At 61.8% G+C, this 19,510-nt stretch carries 17 protein-coding genes; 6 read left to right on the plus strand and 11 right to left on the minus strand.

Annotation, left to right across the window (positions count from 1 at the left end):
* Positions 1 to 19: 19 nt before the first annotated feature.
* Together aroG and AC07V8_RS05005 are read right to left on the minus strand one after the other, a co-directional pair.
* Positions 20 to 1,087, minus strand: coding sequence for a 3-deoxy-7-phosphoheptulonate synthase AroG (aroG, locus tag AC07V8_RS05000; protein ID WP_494677556.1), 1,068 nt, complete (start codon positions 1,085 to 1,087; stop codon positions 20 to 22).
* Positions 1,088 to 1,382: 295 nt separating this feature from the next.
* Positions 1,383 to 2,588, minus strand: a complete 1,206-nt coding sequence (locus AC07V8_RS05005; RefSeq protein ID WP_494677557.1) for an MFS transporter — start codon at positions 2,586 to 2,588, stop codon at positions 1,383 to 1,385.
* 232 nt (positions 2,589 to 2,820) lie between these two features.
* Here AC07V8_RS05005 and AC07V8_RS05010 point away from each other — a divergent pair, with 232 nt between their 5' ends.
* From AC07V8_RS05010 to AC07V8_RS05030, 5 genes are all read left to right on the plus strand, one after another.
* Positions 2,821 to 3,564, plus strand: coding sequence for a 2OG-Fe(II) oxygenase (locus AC07V8_RS05010; protein ID WP_494677558.1), 744 nt, complete (start codon positions 2,821 to 2,823; stop codon positions 3,562 to 3,564).
* 9 nt (positions 3,565 to 3,573) lie between these two features.
* Positions 3,574 to 4,227: a DNA oxidative demethylase AlkB gene (gene alkB / locus AC07V8_RS05015; protein WP_494677559.1), complete on the plus strand. Its 654-nt coding sequence runs from the start codon at positions 3,574 to 3,576 to the stop codon at positions 4,225 to 4,227.
* Positions 4,227 to 4,886 carry a DNA-3-methyladenine glycosylase family protein gene (locus tag AC07V8_RS05020; protein ID WP_494677560.1) on the plus strand — a complete coding sequence of 220 codons (660 nt, stop codon included), beginning with the start codon at positions 4,227 to 4,229 and terminating at the stop codon, positions 4,884 to 4,886. The genes alkB and AC07V8_RS05020 overlap by 1 nt, the downstream gene beginning before the upstream one ends.
* Before the next feature lie 88 nt (positions 4,887 to 4,974).
* Entirely contained in the window at positions 4,975 to 6,054 is a 1,080-nt protein-coding gene (ada, locus tag AC07V8_RS05025; RefSeq protein ID WP_494677561.1) for a bifunctional DNA-binding transcriptional regulator/O6-methylguanine-DNA methyltransferase Ada, read from the plus strand.
* Between the two features lie 38 nt (positions 6,055 to 6,092).
* On the plus strand, positions 6,093 to 6,332 hold the full coding sequence (locus AC07V8_RS05030) for an Ada metal-binding domain-containing protein (RefSeq protein WP_494677762.1): 240 nt from the start codon (positions 6,093 to 6,095) through the stop codon (positions 6,330 to 6,332).
* 34 nt (positions 6,333 to 6,366) lie between these two features.
* Here AC07V8_RS05030 and AC07V8_RS05035 read toward each other — a convergent pair whose 3' ends face one another.
* The 7 genes from AC07V8_RS05035 to AC07V8_RS05065 form a co-directional block, all read right to left on the minus strand.
* Entirely contained in the window at positions 6,367 to 6,738 is a 372-nt protein-coding gene (locus tag AC07V8_RS05035) for a cupin domain-containing protein (RefSeq protein WP_494677562.1), read from the minus strand.
* A 79-nt stretch (positions 6,739 to 6,817) separates the two neighbouring features.
* Positions 6,818 to 7,840: a cupin-like domain-containing protein gene (locus AC07V8_RS05040; RefSeq protein WP_494677563.1), complete on the minus strand. Its 1,023-nt coding sequence runs from the start codon at positions 7,838 to 7,840 to the stop codon at positions 6,818 to 6,820.
* Positions 7,841 to 7,849: 9 nt separating this feature from the next.
* Positions 7,850 to 8,323 carry a GNAT family N-acetyltransferase gene (locus tag AC07V8_RS05045; RefSeq protein WP_494677564.1) on the minus strand — a complete coding sequence of 158 codons (474 nt, stop codon included), beginning with the start codon at positions 8,321 to 8,323 and terminating at the stop codon, positions 7,850 to 7,852.
* A gap of 4 nt (positions 8,324 to 8,327) precedes the next feature.
* Positions 8,328 to 9,788 carry a metalloprotease TldD gene (gene tldD, locus AC07V8_RS05050; protein ID WP_494677565.1) on the minus strand — a complete coding sequence of 487 codons (1,461 nt, stop codon included), beginning with the start codon at positions 9,786 to 9,788 and terminating at the stop codon, positions 8,328 to 8,330.
* 139 nt (positions 9,789 to 9,927) lie between these two features.
* Positions 9,928 to 10,752, minus strand: a complete 825-nt coding sequence (locus AC07V8_RS05055) for a carbon-nitrogen hydrolase family protein (RefSeq protein WP_494677566.1) — start codon at positions 10,750 to 10,752, stop codon at positions 9,928 to 9,930.
* A gap of 30 nt (positions 10,753 to 10,782) precedes the next feature.
* Complete coding sequence (locus AC07V8_RS05060; protein ID WP_494677567.1) at positions 10,783 to 14,994, minus strand: YhdP family protein; 4,212 nt, start codon at positions 14,992 to 14,994, stop codon at positions 10,783 to 10,785.
* A gap of 26 nt (positions 14,995 to 15,020) precedes the next feature.
* On the minus strand, positions 15,021 to 15,203 hold the full coding sequence (locus AC07V8_RS05065; protein ID WP_494677568.1) for a hypothetical protein: 183 nt from the start codon (positions 15,201 to 15,203) through the stop codon (positions 15,021 to 15,023).
* A 25-nt stretch (positions 15,204 to 15,228) separates the two neighbouring features.
* Here AC07V8_RS05065 and glnE point away from each other — a divergent pair, with 25 nt between their 5' ends.
* A complete protein-coding gene (gene glnE / locus AC07V8_RS05070; RefSeq protein ID WP_494677569.1) occupies positions 15,229 to 17,979 on the plus strand; it encodes a bifunctional [glutamate--ammonia ligase]-adenylyl-L-tyrosine phosphorylase/[glutamate--ammonia-ligase] adenylyltransferase in 2,751 nt (916 codons plus the stop codon).
* A gap of 16 nt (positions 17,980 to 17,995) precedes the next feature.
* Here glnE and AC07V8_RS05075 read toward each other — a convergent pair whose 3' ends face one another.
* Positions 17,996 to 18,346, minus strand: a complete 351-nt coding sequence (locus AC07V8_RS05075) for a putative signal transducing protein (RefSeq protein ID WP_494677570.1) — start codon at positions 18,344 to 18,346, stop codon at positions 17,996 to 17,998.
* A gap of 117 nt (positions 18,347 to 18,463) precedes the next feature.
* Positions 18,464 to 19,477, minus strand: coding sequence for a type I glyceraldehyde-3-phosphate dehydrogenase (gene gap, locus AC07V8_RS05080; RefSeq protein ID WP_014007231.1), 1,014 nt, complete (start codon positions 19,475 to 19,477; stop codon positions 18,464 to 18,466).
* Positions 19,478 to 19,510 lie beyond the last annotated feature (33 nt).

Here is a 19,510-nt window from a genome sequence, read left to right on the forward strand (position 1 = left end):
CTTCCTTCTATTGCTCTGTTCAGGCCGGGCTGGCGTTCAGCAAGCGGCGCTGCCGAACCGACGCCGCCAGGCCCTCCAGCACCGCGACGCTTTCTTCCCAATTGATGCAACCGTCGGTCACCGACTGGCCGTAGACCAGTTCCTTGCCCGGCACCAGGTCCTGGCGGCCCGCGATCAGGTGCGACTCCACCATGACGCCGACAATGCGGTCGTCGCCAGCGGCAATCTGACGGCCGATGTCGGCGCAGACCGGGATCTGATTTTCCGGCTTCTTCGAACTGTTTGCATGCGAAGCATCGATCATCAGGCGCGACGCCAGGCCGCTGCCGGCGATATCCTTGCAAGCCGCCTCGACGCTGGCTGCATCGTAGTTGGGCGCCTTGCCGCCGCGCAGGATGATATGGCAGTCTTCATTGCCGTTGGTCGACACGATGGCCGAGTGGCCGCCCTTGGTCACCGACAGGAAATGGTGCGGCTGCGAAGCCGCCTTGATGGCGTCCACGGCGATCTTGATGTTGCCGTCGGTGCCATTCTTGAAACCGACCGGGCATGACAGGCCGGAGGCCAGTTCGCGATGCACCTGCGATTCGGTGGTGCGGGCGCCGATCGCACCCCAGCTGATCAGGTCGGCGATGTATTGCGGGCTGATCACATCGAGGAATTCGGTGCCGGCCGGCAGGCCCAGCTCATTGATGTTCAGCAGCAGCTCGCGCGCCATGCGCAGGCCGTCATTGATGCGGAAGCTGTTGTCCATGTAAGGATCGTTGATCAGGCCCTTCCAGCCGACCGTGGTGCGCGGCTTTTCGAAGTACACGCGCATGACGATTTCCAGCTCGCCCTTGAAACGCTCGCGCTCGCCGATCAGGCGGCCGGCGTATTCCATTGCCGCTTTGGTATCGTGGATCGAGCAAGGTCCGATCACCACCATCAGGCGGTCATCCTGGCCGTGCAAGATGCGATGCAAGGCGATCCGGGAATTGGCGGCGGTTTCCGCCACTTTCTCGGAACAGCCGAATTCGCGGATCAAATGCGAAGGTGGAACTAATTCTTTCATTTCCCGTATGCGCAGATCGTCGGTGCGTAGCATGTTTTTCTCCTGGCTCAAAAAGTGACTGGGTATAAAAAAACCGCCATCGCTGGCGGTTTTTTAGAAATTTCGGTTTGCTCTTTACTTACGAACGCTTACCGCTTTTCACCGCCGTGGGGCTGGAATAGCTAAAGTAAAAAAAGAAGTAAGCGCGTGCGAAAGACATGGTTTTCAGTAAAGGATTATTAAAATCAGGACTAATAGTGCAGTAATTCTAGAAATTTGGCAAGGCCAGGAATACCACAGCCAGCGACCCGCCAAAACCATCGCCAATCCAGCTAACCGGGCTTGGCTATCAATGCATGGCAACCGCATGCCCCGACCCAACGATAGGCGCAATCCCGTCGCGCCGGTCCAGCCGACCCGCCAGCGAAGTCAGTCCCAGCGCGCCCAGCACCACGATAGCGCCTATCCATGGCGTCGCCATCAAGCCCAGATGACTGACGATCAGGCCGCCGCCCCAGGCGCCGAGCGCGATGCCGACGTTGAAAGCGGCGATATTCAGGCCGGAAGCCACATCCACCGCGCGCGGCGCATGCCGTTCAGCCTGTTGCACGACATACACTTGCAAGCCTGGCACATTGCCGAAGGCAAAAGCCCCCCAGGCCAGCACCGTCAGCACCGCCAGCCACGGATTGGCTGCCGTGAAGGTCAGCACAAACAGAACCACCGCCAGCAAAGCAAAGACGAGCTGCAAGGCGCGTACCGGTCCCTTCCTGTCGGCCAGCTTGCCGCCCCAGATATTGCCGAAGGCTACCGAAACGCCGTATACCAGCATCACCAGGCTGACAGTGGAAGCGGAAAATCCGGAAATTTCCTGCAAGATCGGGGCAAGGTAGGTAAAAGCGATGAAGGAGCCGCCATAACCCAGCGCCGTGATCGCATACACCAGCAGCAGGCGCGGTTTCTTCAGCACGGCGGCCTGGGTCCGCAGCGAGGCCGGCTTGCTGCCCGCAATATCATTCGGCACCAGCATCCAGCTGCCGGCAAAGGCGATCACACCCAGCAGCGACACGGCCAGGAAAGTCGACTGCCAGCCCCAAGTCTGGCCGATCCATGTCCCCAGCGGCACGCCGGTCACCAGCGCCACGGTCAGGCCGGTGAACATGATGGCGATCGCGCTGGCCGCCTTTTCCCTGGGCACCAGGCTGGTAGCGATGGTCGAGCCGATGGAAAAGAACACGCCGTGCGCCAGGCCGGTGAGGACGCGCGCCGCCATCAGGGCTTCATAACCCGGCGCCATCCACGCCACCAGGTTGCCGACGGTGAACAGCGCCATCAAGCCCAGCAGCAAATGCTTGCGCGGCACGCGGCCGGTCAGCGCGGTGAGCACCGGCGCGCCGACCGCGACGCCGAGCGCGTAGAGGCTGACGAGCAGGCCGGCGGAAGGTACGGAGACGCCAAGGCTGGCGGCAATGGTGGGAATCAGGCCGACAATCACGAATTCGGTGGTTCCTATGGCAAAAGCGCTGAGTGTGAGCGCCCAGAGTGCAAGTGGCATGATGGTTTCCTGTTGTAATTTAACGCCATGCAGTTTGCGCGCTGCAAAGGCAAAGAAAAACCACCGTGCCGGCAATACATACTTGACCACAAATCAAATATAGAGGGAATTTAATGTTTATTCCGCAGTAATTTCATACAGCCGTTGCATCTCCGAATTTGACCGCAAGAGTCGGGGTGCAGTGCGACGGACCGCCTGCCTATACTGGCTGCAATCAAACCGATACGGAGAAATGATGAATACACTGCGCGCGGCGGTTGGCAGCCAGGCCTCAATCGCAGAACGGATAGTCGGCGCAGACTGGGACGCCATTGCACTCGACCTGGACAGTTACGGCAGCGCTCTGCTAACGCAGCTGCTGACACCGCAGGAATGCCAGGCGCTGATTGCGCTGTACGCCCGCAAGGATCTGTTTCGCAGCCGTATCGTGATGGAACGCCACGGCTTCGGCCGCGGCGAATATCAGTATTTCAATTACCCGCTGCCGGACCTGGTCAGCGACCTGCGCAGCATGCTTTATCCGCAGCTGGTGGCGATTGCCAACCGCTGGCATGCCGCCATGAATATCGATGTCCGCTTCCCCCGGCAGCATGCCGATTTCATCGCCCGCTGCCATGCCGCGGGTCAGCTGCGGCCGACGCCGCTGATGCTGCAATATGGCGCGGGCGACTACAACTGCCTGCACCAGGATTTGTACGGCGAACATGTATTCCCCTTGCAGGCGGCAATCCTGCTGTCGCAGCCGGGGCAGGATTTCAGCGGCGGCGAGTTCGTCATGACCGAACAGCGGCCGCGCATGCAATCGCGCGCGGAAGTCGTGCCGCTCGCTCGGGGCGATGCGGTGATTTTCGCGGTCAACAATCGGCCGCTGCAAGGCCAGCGCGGCGCATATAGGGTAAATTTACGGCATGGCGTCAGCCGCATCCGTTCCGGGACACGGCACACCTTAGGCGTGATTTTTCACGACGCTCAATGAAAAGACAGCATGACTCTCGATTTATTTGATTCGCTGGAACCGACCGAACAGCGCCAGGAACAGCTGGCCGCAGGCGCCGTCATCCTGCGCGCCTTCGCCCTGCCCTACGTGCAGCAGTTGCTGCCGGCGCTGGCGCTGATCGAACGCGCATCGCCGTTCCGCCACCTGGTGACGCCGGGCGGTTTCCGCATGTCGGTCGCCATGACCTGCTGCGGCGCCCTCGGCTGGACCAGCGACCGCCGCGGCTATCGCTACAGCGCCATCGATCCGGACAACGGCAAGCATTGGCCGCCGATGCCGGCCAGCTTCCTGCAGCTGGCGCAACGCGCCGCCGCCCAGGCCGGCTACGATGGCTTCGTTCCCGAAGCTTGCCTGGTCAACCGCTACGCCCCAGGAACCAGGCTGACGCTGCATCAGGACAAGGATGAGCTCGACTATGCCGCGCCCATCGTCTCGGTATCGCTGGGCATTCCGGCGATGTTCCTGTTCGGCGGCAATGAGCGCAGCGACAAGGCTGCCAGGGTGCCGCTGTTCCACGGCGATGTCGTGGTCTGGGGCGGCCCCGCCCGCTTGCGCTTTCACGGCATACTGCCGCTGAAGGAAGCCGAGCATCCCTTGCTGGGCCGGCAGCGCATCAACCTCACTTTTCGCAAGGTAGCCTAGTGAAAATTGCCGCAGATATTTCGGAAGCCGCTTATCGCCGCGCAGAGACTTTCCTGTCAGCGCTGGACCGGGACTGGGCGCGCCACATTGCCAACATCGGTCCTTGCCGTCACGCCGCCAAGCCGGCGCGCGAACCGTACCAGGCGCTGGTGCGCGCGATCGCCTATCAGCAGTTGCATGTGCGCGCCGGCGATGCCATCCTCGGCCGCATGCTGGCGCTGTATGGCGACCAGGGCGAAGCTAATTTCCCGACGGCGCGGCAACTGCTGGCTACCGACGTCGCCACGCTGCGCAGCTGCGGCTTTTCCGCCAACAAGATCGCCACCATCCACGGCATTGCGCAGGCGGCGCTGGACGGCGTGGTTCCCTTGCGCAAGGAAGCCCTGAAGATGAGCGACGAAGCCTTGATTGAAAGACTGCTGCCGCTGCGCGGCGTCGGCCGCTGGACCGTCGAGATGCTGCTGATTTATACGCTGGAGCGCTCGGACATCTTGCCGGCCGACGATTTCGGCGTGCGCGAAGGCTACCGCCGCCTGAAAAACCTGGAACAGACGCCGACCAAAAAACAGATCAGCGAAATCGGCTTGGCCTGGAGCCCTTATCGCACCGTGGCGTCCTGGTATTTGTGGCGTCTGCCGAAAGCTCCCGCCGCCGAATAGATTATTTGAATTTGAAAGCAAGACCCGGAGTGTAGGCAACCAGCCGCGTGGCTAAAGTAGAGCTACCCCAATCCAACCGGAAGCCGATATGCGAACCCTGACATCACACCAATACACTGCCAAGCAAAGCGCCGAGCGCGATCCGCGCTGGAACGCGGTGCTGGCCAGAGATCCCGCTGCAGACAAATTGTTTGTGTATGCCGTCAAAACCACCGGCGTGTACTGCCGTCCGAGCAGCCCGACCCGCTTGCCGCGTCCCGAAAACGTGGAATTCTTCGATACTCCGGCGGCCGCTGAAGCGGCCGGCTACCGGCCCAGCAAACGCGGCGCCGACCAGACCACGGTCGCAGCCCAGCACGCCGAACTGGTCGCCGCCGCCTGCCGCAGCATCGAGACCGCGCTGGAACTGCCCAGCCTGGAAATGCTCGCGGCCGATGCTGGCCTTAGCGTGTATCACTTCCACCGCGTATTCAAAGCCGTCACCGGTTTGACGCCGAAAGGGTATGCCGATGCCAACCGCGCCAGGAAAGTACGCGACCGTCTGAGCCGCAGCCATTCCGTCACCGAGGCCATCTACGACGCCGGCTTCAATTCGAATAGCCGCTTCTACGAAGCCTCTGGAAAAGTGCTGGGCATGACGCCCACCGACTATCGCGCCGGCGGCGCCAACACCGAGATCCGCTTCGCCATCGGCCAATGCTCGCTGGGTGCGATCCTGGTGGCGCAAAGCGATCGCGGCGTCTGCGCGATCCTGCTGGGCGACGATCCGAACGCACTGGCGCATGACCTGCAAGACCAGTTCCCGCGCGCCGACCTGATCGGCGCCGACCATGATTTCGAGCAGCTGGTGGCGCAAGTGGTCGGCTTCATCGAAGCGCCGGCACTCGGTCTCGACCTGCCGCTGGATGTGCGCGGCACGGCGTTCCAGCAACGGGTATGGCAAGCCTTGCGCGAAATCCCCGCCGGCAGCACAGCGAGTTACGCCGAAATCGCCGCCCGCATCGGCTCGCCCAAAGCCGTCCGCGCGGTAGCGCAAGCCTGTGCCGCCAATACCCTGGCGGTGGCGATTCCCTGCCATCGCGTGATACGCAGCGACGGCAGCGGTTCCGGCTACCGCTGGGGCGTGGAACGCAAGCGCGCCCTGCTGGAACGGGAAAGCCGCGATTGAAAATCAAGGCCGGCAACGCCGTCCGGACCTGGCAACTGATGGGTCCGGACGGCCAGAGCTATGACAGCGCGCAGGCGGGCAGCCTGGGCGGCCATCGCCGCAGCCGCATCTACGGCCGTCTTGACTGCCGCGCGGCGCTGCAAGCGATTGCCAGAGGCGGATATGTCACGCAGCGGGTGTTCTTCCTGGATAAGACCAACGCTGAAGCAGCCGGCTATCGGCCTTGCGCCGTTTGCCTGCCGCAGGATTATGCGGCCTGGAAAGCAAAAAAAATCTGATCGATGCTACGCAAGAAGGCGCAGTTCCCGTCAATCATACGGGCCGCAGCTGCTCAGCCAGCGAACGGGTTTTCTCGCTCACCACATTGCCGGTATGGAGCGTCGACTTGCGCTCGATCAGCATGAGGTGGCACTCTTCCTCGGCGACAGGATTATGCCGCACGCCTTTAGGCACGACAAACATCTCGCCCTCGGAAAGCTCGACCGAACCCTGTTCCATTTCAATCCGCAAATGCCCCTTAAGAATGAGGAACAATTCATCTTCATTGTCGTGGCTGTGCCAGGCCAGGGAGCCTTTGACCTTGGCCACCTTGATATACGCATCGTCGACTTCCGCCACGACGCGCGGCGACCAGTGTTCAGTCAGCGAGGCGGCGATTTCCTTGGGCGAGGTAATGTCTGTCATGTTGCATCCATTGATGTTCAACCGTTTCATTTCAGCCAATGCGGATATCTCTATCTGTCATTGACTGGCAAAGCAGGCCCTAGCCTTTCAGCTTGTTCGCCAGATAATTCCTCACCTGCTGCTCTTGCTCGGCCGACATATTCCCCAGGATCCCATGCCGGTGCGGCGGGATATGGGTCGCGACTTCTTCGTTCTCGTCAAACACATAATGGTTGAAGACAGCGGCCCAGGCCTGGCGGTAGGCCGGCGCCCGGCGCTTCAGGTTGAGCAGCGCCAGCATCAGGCTGTCAAAGCCGGAATGGATCGAATCCGCAGTGCCGACCGCCCCGCCCCACCAGTAATTGACGAGGATATTGCAGGCCTGCAGCGACTCGACATGATGCCACCACAGCGGCGGCAGGTAGAGCGCATCGCCCGCCTCCAGTTCGGCGACCTGCGCCGCCGCCAGCGCATCCTTGAATTTGGGATACTTCACGAAGTCCGGCTCTTTCAGCGACACCATGCTGATCGGCGCGCCGGTCGGCGCAAAATCCACCGGCCCGATATACAGGTTGCCGATCTGCTCCGGCGGAAACAAGGTAAAGCGGCGCTTGCCGCTGACCACGCAGGCGATATTGTGGGCGTCGTCGAAATGCGCGGGGGTGGTCACCGCATTGCCTATCCATATCCGCGGGATCACCTCGGGACCAAGCAGCGACAATTTATTCTGGTCCAGGAAGCCCGGCAGGCAATTGGCGATCAGCGCACTTTGCGCGGCGACCGCCGGCGGATTGGGGAAGCCGCGATAACGCATCAACTGATCCAGGATCGCCGAGACCGGCAGGCGATTGCGCAGATAATTGAAGCCGTTCATGGCTTCGTCGTAGAAGATGCGGCCCTTGGCCTCCGGCCGCGTCATGATGGCGTCGACGTCGCTGCCGTTATCCAGTTTTTTCAAATAAGCGCAGACGGCTTCGTCCGAGGTCTGCGCCAATTGCACCGCCGGCCAGTTTCTTACGTAACCGCGCAAAACCACAGGCTTGTATTGCGCAGCGATCTCTTCCATGAACGTTCTGTCATCGACATTGAAGCGTTCAGGAATGGATGGCAATTCATGGCTCATCGCGCATCCTTATGGTTGAGCAGGCGGCGCAATCATGTGGATGTGCGCAATGCCGTCTTCGTCGTACAGCTCGCCGACCGGCGCGAAGCCAAAACGGCCATAAAAGCGCTGCAGGTGCGCTTGCGCTCCGATCTTGACGTCTTGCCCGGGGAACAGCTTTGCGGTCTGCGTCATCGCCTGCTGCATCAGCTCATGGCCTGCGCTCTTGCCGCGCAGTTCCGGCGCAGTGACAACCCGCCCTATCGACGGCAGATGAAAGGCTTTACCCGGCGGCACGATGCGCGCATACGCACCCAGAGCACCATCCGGCAGATATCCCAGGCCATGCCAGGATTCCTGGTCGAGGCCATCGGCGTCCAGGAATACACAGGTTTGTTCAACCACGAAGACACGCTGCCGCAATTGCATCGCTGCATACAATTGCGCGGCGCTCAAGTCCTGGAACGGCAGCCAGCGCCATGCCATCATTGCTGGTTGCGCCATCTTGTCAGGCCGTCCCGCCGACGGTCACGCCGTCGATGCGCAGGGTCGGCTGGCCGACGCCTACCGGCACGCTCTGGCCTTCCTTGCCGCACACGCCGACGCCCGGGTCGAGCTGCATGTCGTTGCCGATCATGGAGACCCGGTTCAAGACATCAGGACCGTTGCCGATCAGGGTTGCGCCCTTGACCGGATAGGTGACCTTGCCGTTTTCGATCATGTAGGCTTCGCTGGCCGAGAACACAAACTTGCCGTTAGTGATGTCGACCTGGCCGCCGCCGAAATTCACCGCGTACAAGCCGTTCTTGACCGAGGCCAGGATCTCCGCCGGATCCTTGTCGCCGGCCAGCATGTAGGTATTGGTCATGCGCGGCATCGGCAGATGGGCGAACGATTCGCGGCGCGCATTGCCGGTGACCGGCATCTTCATCAGGCGGGCGTTCATGGTGTCCTGGATATAGCCCTTCAGGATGCCGTCTTCAATCAGGGTGGTGCACTGGCTAGGATTGCCTTCGTCGTCGATGTTCAGCGAACCGCGGCGGTCGGCGATGGTGCCGTCGTCGACCACGGTGACGCCCTTGGCGGCGACGCGCTCGCCGATGCGGCCGGAGAAGGTGCTTGAGCCCTTGCGGTTGAAATCGCCTTCGAGGCCGTGGCCGATCGCTTCGTGCAGCAGGATGCCGGGCCAGCCAGGGCCGAGCACCACGGTCATCGGACCGGCCGGCGCCGGACGCGCATCCAGGTTGACCAGTGCGGAGGAAACCGCGTCCTCGGCATATTGCCCGATCAATGCGTCGCTGAAATAGTCGTAGCTATAGCGCCCGCCGCCGCCGCTGCTGCCGGTTTCGCGGCGGCCGTTCTGTTCGACGATGACGGTCACCGACAGCCGCACCAAGGGCCGGATATCGGCGGCGATGACGCCGTCGCTGCGCGCCACCAGCACCACATCGTATTCCGCCGCCAGGCCGGCCATGACCTGCACCACGCGCGGGTCCTTGGCGCGCGCCATGCGTTCCACCCGCTCCAGCAACTTGACTTTCTCGGTGGCGTCCATCGACACCAGCGGGTCGTGCGGCAGATACAGCGAACGGCCGCCGCTTTGCTGCATGCCGGCGGCGATCTTGATCTTGCCCGCGCCCTGGCGCGCAATGGTGCGCGTCGCTACGGCAGCGTCATGCAGCGCACGCTCGGAAATTTCATCGGAATAGGAAAACGCCGTCTTGTCGCCGGAAATCGCCCGCACGCCGACGCCCTGGTCGATAGAGAAACTGCCGGTCTTGACGATGCCCTCTTCCAGGCTCCAGCCCTCGCTCTTGGTGAACTGGAAGTAGAGGTCGGCGTAATCGACCTTATGGGTGAACATGGTCCCCAGCGCTTTCAGCAAGCTCGACTCGTCCAGCCCGAACGGGGTCAGTAAAATATCGCGAGCAATGGCTAAAGTGCCCAGGTTTGGTTCAAATGGTTTCATGGTATTCCGGCTATATAGGGTGGAGTTAATGCGAGTGGCCTTAATGCGGATTGTAGAGCATCCGGCCGCGCATGGTGCAATGGCGGCCCCTTGAGGCTTCTCGGCAGCCCAACGAAAGATGGTGAATCGCCAACAATGGCTATAATTTGCGGTGCAGCAACGCCGGCAGACTCTCCCGCACTCCCTTGAGGAAATGGGGGTCGATGCTGCCGCTGACAAGTCCTTCTCCCTCGGCCAGCACCGACTTAATTTCTCCCCATGGGTCGATCAGCATGCTGTGGCCCCAGGTACGGCGGCCGTTGGGGTGTATGCCGCCTTGCGCCGCAGCCAGCACATAGCACTGGTTTTCAATGGCGCGGGCACGCAGCAGGATTTCCCAGTGGGCCTTGCCGGTGGTGTAGGTAAATGCCGCCGGCACCACGATCAGGGCGCAATCGCCCAGCACCCGGTACAGCTCCGGAAAACGCAAGTCGTAGCAGACCGACAAGCCGACCTTGCCGAACGGCGCCTGGAAACTGCCGGTCTCCTTGCCGTAGACGATGGTGCGCGCCTCGTCGTAGGACTCTTCACCCTTGCTGAAGCTGAACAGGTGGATCTTGTCGTAGCGGCTGACCTGGTGGCCGGCGGGATCGTAGACCAGGGTGGTGTTGAGCACCTTGCCGACTTCACCGGCGATCATCGGCAGGGTGCCGCCGATCAGCCAGATGCCGTGTTCCCGCGCCAGCTGCGCCATGAAGGTCTGGATCGGTCCTTCGCCCAGGATTTCGGCGCAAGTCAGCTTGTCGGTGTCCTGCATGCCCATGATCGGCCAGTATTCAGGCAGCAGCACCAGCTGCGCGCCCTGGCCTGCAGCTTCGGCCACCAGGCGCCGCGCGGTGTTGAAATTTTCTTCCAGCACCGGCGTCGACACCATCTGGATCGCGGCGACGTTGACACTGGCTGAACTGGGTATCTGCTGGCTCATGATGCCGAACTCCTGTGCTGAGATGACTGATTAGCGACCGGACGACAGATCGGGATTGCTCGCGGTCGGCGTCTCGGTCTTGTGATCGAGCTTGGTCACCACCGGATCGGTCCAGCCGCCGGTAATATTATATTCAAAGGTGAAGGCCCGCATCAGCGGGTCGCGCAGGAACAGCTGCGCCAGGAAAGTGCCGATGCCGATCACCGGATTGATCGCCAGCGCTACCACCGAGGCCGTGCCGGCATTGATTTCCGGCAGCACCGCCACGTGCAGGTCCTGGGTTTCCCTTGCAATATCGGCGACGCCGTCCATCAATACAGTGGCGCTGACGCCGCGCATCTTGAAGTTGTCAGTATGCGCCTTGCCCTGCGCAATCGTGGCGGTCCCGACCACGCTGTCGAAGGCGAAGCCCTCGGAAAAGATATCGCGGAAATCCAGGGTCAGGCGGCGCGGCAGGGATTGCAGGCTCAGCACGCCCAGCAGCTTGGCGGCGCCGGGATCGACTTTCAGGAACTGGCCGGAAGCCATGTCCAGGTTGACCTGGCCCGAAAGCGACGGGATATCCATGGTGAACGGCAAGCCCTTCCAGCTGACCTCGCCATCCATGCGTCCCTTGGTGGCGCGCAGCACGTGGGCGAAACCGAAACGGTCCAGCAGCTTGCCGGCGTCGGTGATATCCATGGCATAGGTCAGGCTGGTAGTGTTGTCGCCGTCGACCGTGGTCCATTTGCCGTCGGCCTTCAATTCTGCGTCAGGATTCTTGATCGACAGTTTATGGATGCGCCACTCGCTGCCGACATTGGCGCGCACATTGTTGGCGCTCAGCTCCAGCCGTCCGAGCTTCTTGCCGAGCAGCTGGAAGTCGTCGGCGACAATGTCCAGCCCCGGAATCTGGGTGGAGCCGCCCTTGCCCTCCAGCACCTCGCCGACATCCGATTCGCCGCCCTGCGGAATGATCAGCGAGGACAGACGCGCAGTCACCTTGCCGAGACCACGGCCGCTGGGCGATGCGCTCCAGGTGACATAGCCGGAGGCTTGCTTGGAATCGATATTGACCTGCCAGGCATTCTTCTGGTGCGAGGCGCCCACCACCACGTTGTCCAGCGTCTTGCCCAGCAACACCAGCTGGTTGGCGCGCACCGACACCAGGTTCGGTTCCGCATATTGCGCCACGCCGGCCAAGGCCGATTCCTCGCCCGCTTTCGCGGCACTGCTCTCGTTCAAGGCGCTGGTCAGATTGTTCCAGGCATCCAGATTGAGCGTCTTGGCATTCAGGTTGATCGCCAGCCCGCTGTCCGGCTCCGGCGCCGGCGTATTGATGCCGATGCCGCCGCGCACCACCTTCCAGTCGGCCGCCTTGCTCGCCGGAGCGGCAACGCCATTCTCAGCCTTGACCACCGGCTTTTGCCGCTGATAACGCGCGACAATGCCGGAGCCCAGCGCCAGCCGGAGCTCATCGCGGGCAATGGCGGCGTCGTCGGAGGCAACGCCCAGCCACTCGAATTTCAGCGGCATGGCATCGTTGACGCTCTTGCGCAGCGGTTCCGGGAAATCCAGGGCGATGCCTTGCAGGCTGGATTCGATCAACAGTTCCGGATGATGGTCGCGGATGGCGACGGTCGCACTGTAGCGGCTGTTGCCGCTGGCATGGGACAGCAGCTTTTGCATCGCCGGATAGGGATACATCGCGCGCAAGCCGTCGATCCCGCCTGTGCCTTCGATCTTGATCACGGTCTGGCGATCCGGCTGGGTGCCGCCGCTGGCCTGCACCGGGCCGCCCAGCAGGTTGCCCTTGATGCCGTTCAGGTTGAAGCCCTTTTCATTGAATTCAAGCTTGCCGCTGGCATTGGCGATAGGCGGAATGATCTTTTGCAGGACGACGTCATTGTTGAGGAACTGCAGGACGCCGGCAACCTTGGTGTCGATCGCATGCGCCAGCGGTATTTGCAGGTTCAGCTGCAGCTTGGCGTTGCCCTTGCCTTGCGACTCGCTGGTAAAGCCGTCGATCCAGTGCAGCACCGGACTATTGTTAGTGAATTGCAGGAAGTCCTGCAAGGCGCCGGCGGCATTGCCGTCGATTATCAGCATCTCGTCGTGCGACGCCAGGTCCGGCACCGTGGCGGTGACCTCGCTCACGCCGACCGCCGAGGTCTGGGCGCTGGCTGCCTTGATCTGCAGGCGCGTACGCTCCAGGGAAAAGGTGCCGTCTATTTTTTCCAGCAAGGGCCACAGGGGTTGCTTGCCATCCTGGCCGAAATGGCCGGGCTCATATTCCAGCGTGCCGTTTTCTATTTTGCCGGCGACGCTGAACTCGCCCTTCGGCTTGGCGTTCGGCGTATCCGTGCGGAACGGGAAATCAGCCAGGTCGCCCTTGATCTTGATCACCACATCCTTGGCGCTGCCTTCCTTCAGCGCGCCGACCAGCCAGTTATGCAGATGTTCCGGCGTATGGATAGGCAAATAGCGGCCGATTTTCTTGAGGTCGAATTCGCTCAGGGTGGCGCTCATGTCGATCACCCCCAGCGCGACGCCGTGCCGGTCCTGCATAGGCAGCAGATGGCTGCCCGAGAGGGAGCCCACCACGCCGTCCTGGACGAAATCCATGCTGTCGATCTTCAGCAGCACATTCTTTTGCTGGAAGGCCCAACTGGCTTTCATATCCAGTTTGTCGAACGGCAGCAAGGGCTCCTCAAAAAATCCGGGCAGATTCAACTGCATTTTTTCAGACGCCAGGTTCAGGCTGCCGCCATCCTGGTTGGCATCGATGCTGCCGCTTAGGTTATCGACCCCGGGAATGCCAGGCACCGCAGCCTGCGCCGGCTGGCTGGCCGTCTTCGGCTGAGCCGCGCGCGGCGGCTGCGGGTTGATGGTCAGGCCCTCGAAGCGCCCCTTTGCGCTGTAGGCGGTAATGGCTGGATAAGCCCCCTGCCATTGCGCGGAAAAATCGCGCAGCTGGCCGCGCGGCGCAAAGTCGTCGATCATCTTGATCTGCGGCGCCGTCAGCGGCAAGCGCTGGGCAAAGCCGGCCAGGGTCTGCAGATCCAATGCCTTGGCCTGCAAGGTATATTTCTCTCCCGCCTTTCCTTGCGCCGGCACATAGGTTTCGCTGATGCTGGTGCGCGGCAGCGTCAGGCCATCCGCCGTCTTCAGAGAAAAATCGGTGAGCTCGACGGCATGGCCGTTGGCGCCGAAAGCCGCGGCATCGTCCTGCAGCAACGGCTGCGGCCCCAGCATTTCACGGGCGGATACGCGGCCGCTGACATGTTCCAGCGCCAGGGGCTGCAAATCGCGCCGCAGCCGCATCGACAAATTGCTCAGTTGCAGATCGGCGGTAAAGTTGCTCACCTTGGCATGGTCGAGATCGAGCCAGGCTTGCAACGTGCCCCGGCCCTGCGTCAGTTCCAGCGGGTAATCGAAATAGTCCTTCCAGACCGCCAGATCGGTATCGTGCAGATTGGCATACAGCGTACCGGTCCAGCGTTTGACGTCGGCGGTTTTCTGCGCGAATACCGGATGGACGAAATTGGCGCGTACGTCGAGCGGCGCGGCAAACGCGGCCGGCGGCGTCGCCCGCACCGACAACTGATGGCGGCGCCAGCGGTTCTGCAACACCAGATCGATATTGGTAAGCGTCAGTTCAGGCGCCTTGCGCAGATCGTCGCGCCAGCGCAGCTGGCCATTGCGGATGACAATCCGGTGCTGCGCCAGCAGCCATTCGGCGCCCGCGCCGTCGTTCTTTTCCTTGGAATTGACCAGAATGCCGCCGACGAACAGATTGCCCTGCGTATCGCGTTCGATCTGCAGATCCGGGCTGTTGATTTCCAGCGCCGCCAGCCTGACCCCGCCCACCAGCAGCGAGCGCCACGAGATGGTCGCGGCCACCTGCGGCAAGGTCAGCGCTGCCTGGCCGGCTTTATCGTGAATGACAACGTTATCTAGTGTCAGGTGCGGCTGCAAACCGTGCCAGGATGCTTGCAAGGCGCCGATCGAGATCGGGTTGCCGGCAGCCTTGCTGGCGATTTGCTCGACTTCCGCCTTGTAGTAGCCGATATTCGGCAGCACCACGTAGCGCAAACCCAGAAACAGTCCGCAAAACAGGAAATACGCCACGATCAGCAGCTTCAGCAAGGCGCCCAGCAAGTGGTGCGTTACCAGGTTCAGGTGCTTATAGGTGGCAATTCCGGCGCGCCAGCAGATTGCAAGTCGGCTAGCTGGCGGTAAATTTGGTTGTTGTTCCAACATCAATCAGAATCGGTAAAATAGAGAGCTCAAGGTAGAATAAGATGACAGCATCTGATTGATTCCAGTGCGGCAAGCTGCGCCTGTTGCTGTTCAGGTTCGACAAGCTGCCAGCCCGTATGTTCGCATGGATCAGTGCCGATATCGCTAAAAAAGCCCGAGATAGCTAAAAAAACAAAAAGGCCGGCGCTGGTCGCCAATTTTCTTTTCAATTCGCTTCATTTACCGTTCAGACCCGTGACTCCATCCCTCATCAGCAGCACCGCCGCCTCCCGCTTCTATACGCGCTGGATCAATGCCGAAACAGGACGCGCCGAGCGGGTCGCCCAGCTGGCGGCCTCAACCGCAAGGTTAACCCTCAGCCCGGCGCTGCTAAAGCAGTTGTTACAAAAAGAAACAGATTCCGGCATGCCGTTACCGCGCGCCATGCGCCGCCTGCGCAACCTGCTGGTGTGCACCCTGATCGAGCGCGATTTGCGCGGCCTCGCCGACCTGGATGAAGTGGTCAGCGCAGTCACGCATTTCGCCGAGTTCGCGGTGCAGACCCACCTGGCGGCGCTGACCGCCGACATGGTGGCGCTGCATGGCGTGCCGCAGGGCGAAGAATCGGGCCAGCCGCAGGAGCTGATCGTGCTCGGCATGGGCAAGCTGGGCGGCTGCGAGCTCAACGTCTCTTCCGATATCGACCTGATTTTCGCCTATCCGGAAGATGGCGACACCCAGCCTGCCAGCGCCGACCAGCGCAGCTTGTCGAATCACGAATTCTTCACCCGGCTGGGCAAGAAGCTGATCGGCGCCCTGTCCGAAATCACTGAAGACGGCTTTACCTTCCGCGTCGACATGGCGCTGCGCCCTAACGGCGCCTCGGGGCCGCTGGTGGCCAGTTTCAATATGGTGGAAACCTATCTGGTAACCCAGGGCCGCGAATGGGAACGCTATGCCTGGTGCAAGGCGCGCGCCCTCACCGGCCGGGCTGAAGATATCGCCGCGCTGGCCAACATCAGCCGCCCTTTCGTGTTCCGCCGTTACCTGGACTACGGTTCGATCGACGCCATGCGCTCCATGCATGCGCAGATCCATACCGAGGTTAAGCGCCTGGAAGCATTGCATCCGGAACGCAGCAACAACGTCAAGCTCGGCCGCGGCGGCATCCGCGAAATCGAATTCCTGGCGCAGGTGTTCCAGCTGATCCGCGGCGGCCGCGACGCCGAGCTGCGCGACCGCTCCACCCGCGCCACCTTGCGCACCCTGGCCTGCAAGAACCTGCTCGACGCCGAGGTGGTCGACAAGCTGCTGGCAGCCTACGACTTCCTGCGCAACCTGGAACACCGCCTGCAATACCTGGACGATGCGCAAACCCATACCTTCCCCACCAACGACGCGGATTGCCTGATCATCGCCCAGGCCATGGGCTTTGCCGACGTGCCGGCATTGATGCAGGTGCTCGACCAGCACCGCACGCTGGTCGATGCCCAGTTCGCCGACATCTTCAACGACAAGCAACAGGACCGCAACCCGCAGAAAGACTGGGACGACGCCGATAATGTGCTGCATACCCTGAGCGAAAGCGACAATCACGAAACCATCACCATCGTCCTCACCCATTGCGGCTTTTCCGACGCCTCGGCGGCGGCGCAGCGGCTGGCGACTACCTGGCAATCGACGCGTGTGCAGAACCTGCCCGTCAGCAGCCGCGGCCGCCTGCTGGCGCTGGTCAATGCGGCGCTGCCGGTGGTGGCGGCGATTCCTGAACCCGAGCGCCACCTGCCGACCCTGAACCGTCTGCTCGATTTTCTCGAGGCGATCGCGCGCCGCGCCGCCTACCTGGCGCTGCTGACCGAATATCCGGCCACCCTGCACCGCGTGATCCGCATGATCAGCGCCAGCGACTGGGCCGCCAAATACCTGACCCAGCATCCGATCCTGCTGGACGAACTGCTCGATCCGCGCAGCCTCAACGCGGCGCCGGACTGGCCGGCGTTTGCCCTGGAATGCCGTCGTCAGCTGGAAACGGCGCCCGGCGATACCGAACGCCAGATGGACCTGCTGCGCGAAATGCACCATGCCCAGCAGTTCCGCCTGCTGGCGCAGGACCTGGAAGGCATGCTCAGTATCGAGGCGCTGGCCGACCATCTGTCGAGCCTGGCGGATGCCTTGGTGGCCGCCACGGTGCAGGCGATCTGGAACATGATGCCGGCGCGCCACCGCGACATCCCGCTGTTTACCGTGATCGCCTACGGCAAGCTGGGCGGCAAGGAACTCGGCTACGTCTCCGACCTCGATGTGGTGTTCCTGTACGACGACGAGGACCAGGACGGTCCCGGCCTGTACGCCAAGCTGGCGCAGCGCTTCATCACCTGGATGACCAGCCACACCTCGGCCGGCATCCTGTTCGACATCGACATCGCGCTGCGCCCCGACGGCGCCAGCGGCTTGCTGGTGTCATCGTTCGGCAAGTTCGAAAAATACCAGCGCGAATCGGCCTGGCTGTGGGAACACCAGGCGCTGACGCGGGCGCGCTTCTGCGCCGGCGACGCCGCCATCGGCGAACGTTTCGAAACCTTGCGCGTGGAGGTCTTGCGCCAGGTGCGCGACGCCGGAAAGCTGCAGGCCGAAGTGCTGGACATGCGCCAGAAGATGCGCGACGCCCACCCTAACCGCAGCGAGCGCTTCGATCTCAAGCATGACGCCGGCGGCATGATCGACATCGAATTCCTGGTGCAATTCCTGATCTTGCGCCATGCCGCCGACTACGCGCAGCTGACGGCAGATATCGGCAATATCGCGCTGCTGAAACTGTGCGGGGAACTGGGCTTGATCGATGCGGTGCTGGCCGGCGCGGTGGCCGACGCCTACCGGACCTTCCGCAAATTGCAGCATCAGGGCCGCTTGCAGGGAGAAGAAAGGGCGCGCGTGGCGGCCAGCCGCATCGCTCTCGAAATCTCAGTGGTGAAGCAATTATGGGAGCAGACGTTCAAGGTCATCTGATCCCGCAGGCAGGAATTCAGACAAACCCAAAAAAACCCATGATCATGAGGACAAGAGCGCGGCCTCTGCGCTTGTCCGGCGCCGCCTGGCGCTCTTCGCCGATCACTTCATCCTCCAGCGTCAGCTGTCCGGACTCGAAGGCTGCCAGGATCTGGCGGGCGGCGGCGACATCTTCGGACGCCACTTGCAGGCGCGCCCCGCCGGTGGCAACCGCCAGCAGCGAATACACCTGGTTGATGCCGCCGTCGAGCACAAACGCCGGTATTCTCTCGGACTCCAGCAAGGCCCGCATGACTTCCAGGTCGGAAGGCGTCATCGAGCGGGCAATCGTTTCGAAATCGCCCTGGCTATCTGCGCTGACTGTCATGCAGGCTCCCGGATCAGGTTAGGTTATTCGCAACACGACCTACTATAGCGCATTGCCCCCCCAAAAAAAAACGCCCCGATCAACGGGGCGTTTCATCATGCAGGCAAAACCAAGGTCTTACTTGGCGTTCACCAGTGCGACCGTGGTGTCCAGCATGCGGTTCGAGAAACCCCATTCATTGTCGTACCAGCTCGAGACCTTCACCAGGCGACCGGAAACCTTGGTCAGCGTGGAGTCGAAGTTCGAGGAGGCCGGATTGTGGTTGAAATCGACCGATACCAGCGGCTCGACGTTGTACGTCAGCAAACCCTTCAGAGCGCCGTTTTCCGATGCATCTTTCATGATCGCGTTGACTTCGTCGACAGTGGTGTCGCGGGCGGCGACGAACGACAGGTCGACCAGCGAAACGTTGATGGTAGGAACGCGGATCGCGAAGCCGTCCAGCTTGCCGTTCAGCTCAGGCAGCACCAGGCCGACTGCTGCTGCGGCGCCGGTCTTGGCCGGGATCATGCTCATGGTGGCGGAACGGGCGCGGCGCAAGTCTTCGTGGTAGACGTCGGTCAGCACCTGGTCGTTGGTGTAGGAGTGAACGGTCGTCATCAGGCCGTTCAGCACGCCGATCTTGTCGTTCAGCGGCTTGACCAGCGGCGCCAGGCAGTTGGTGGTGCAGGAAGCGTTGGAGATCACGGTGTCGCTGGCTTTCAGTACGCCGTGGTTGACGCCGAACACGACAGTCGCGTCGACATCCTTGCCGCCCGGTGCGGAGATGATGACTTTCTTGGCGCCGCCCTTGATATGCGCGCTGGCCTTTTCCTTGGTGGTGAAGAAGCCGGTGCATTCCAGCACGACGTCGACGCCCAGTTCGCCCCATGGCAGTTCTGCCGGGTTACGCTGCGCCAATACCTTGATGCGGTCGCCATTGACCACGATGAAGTCGCCGTCGACCGTCACGGTGCCAGGGAACTTGCCGTGGGCAGTATCGTACTGGGTCAGGTGGGCATTGGTTTTCGAGTCGCCGAGGTCGTTGATGGCGACGATCTCGATGTCATGCTTTTTGCCGCCTTCGTAATGGGCGCGAAGGATGTTGCGGCCGATACGGCCATAGCCATTGATGGCGACGCGGATAGTCATGGTTTTCTCCTAAGGTATTAACAATAACAATAA

It is taken from the genome of Collimonas sp. GW821-FHT02H07, assembly GCF_059421505.1.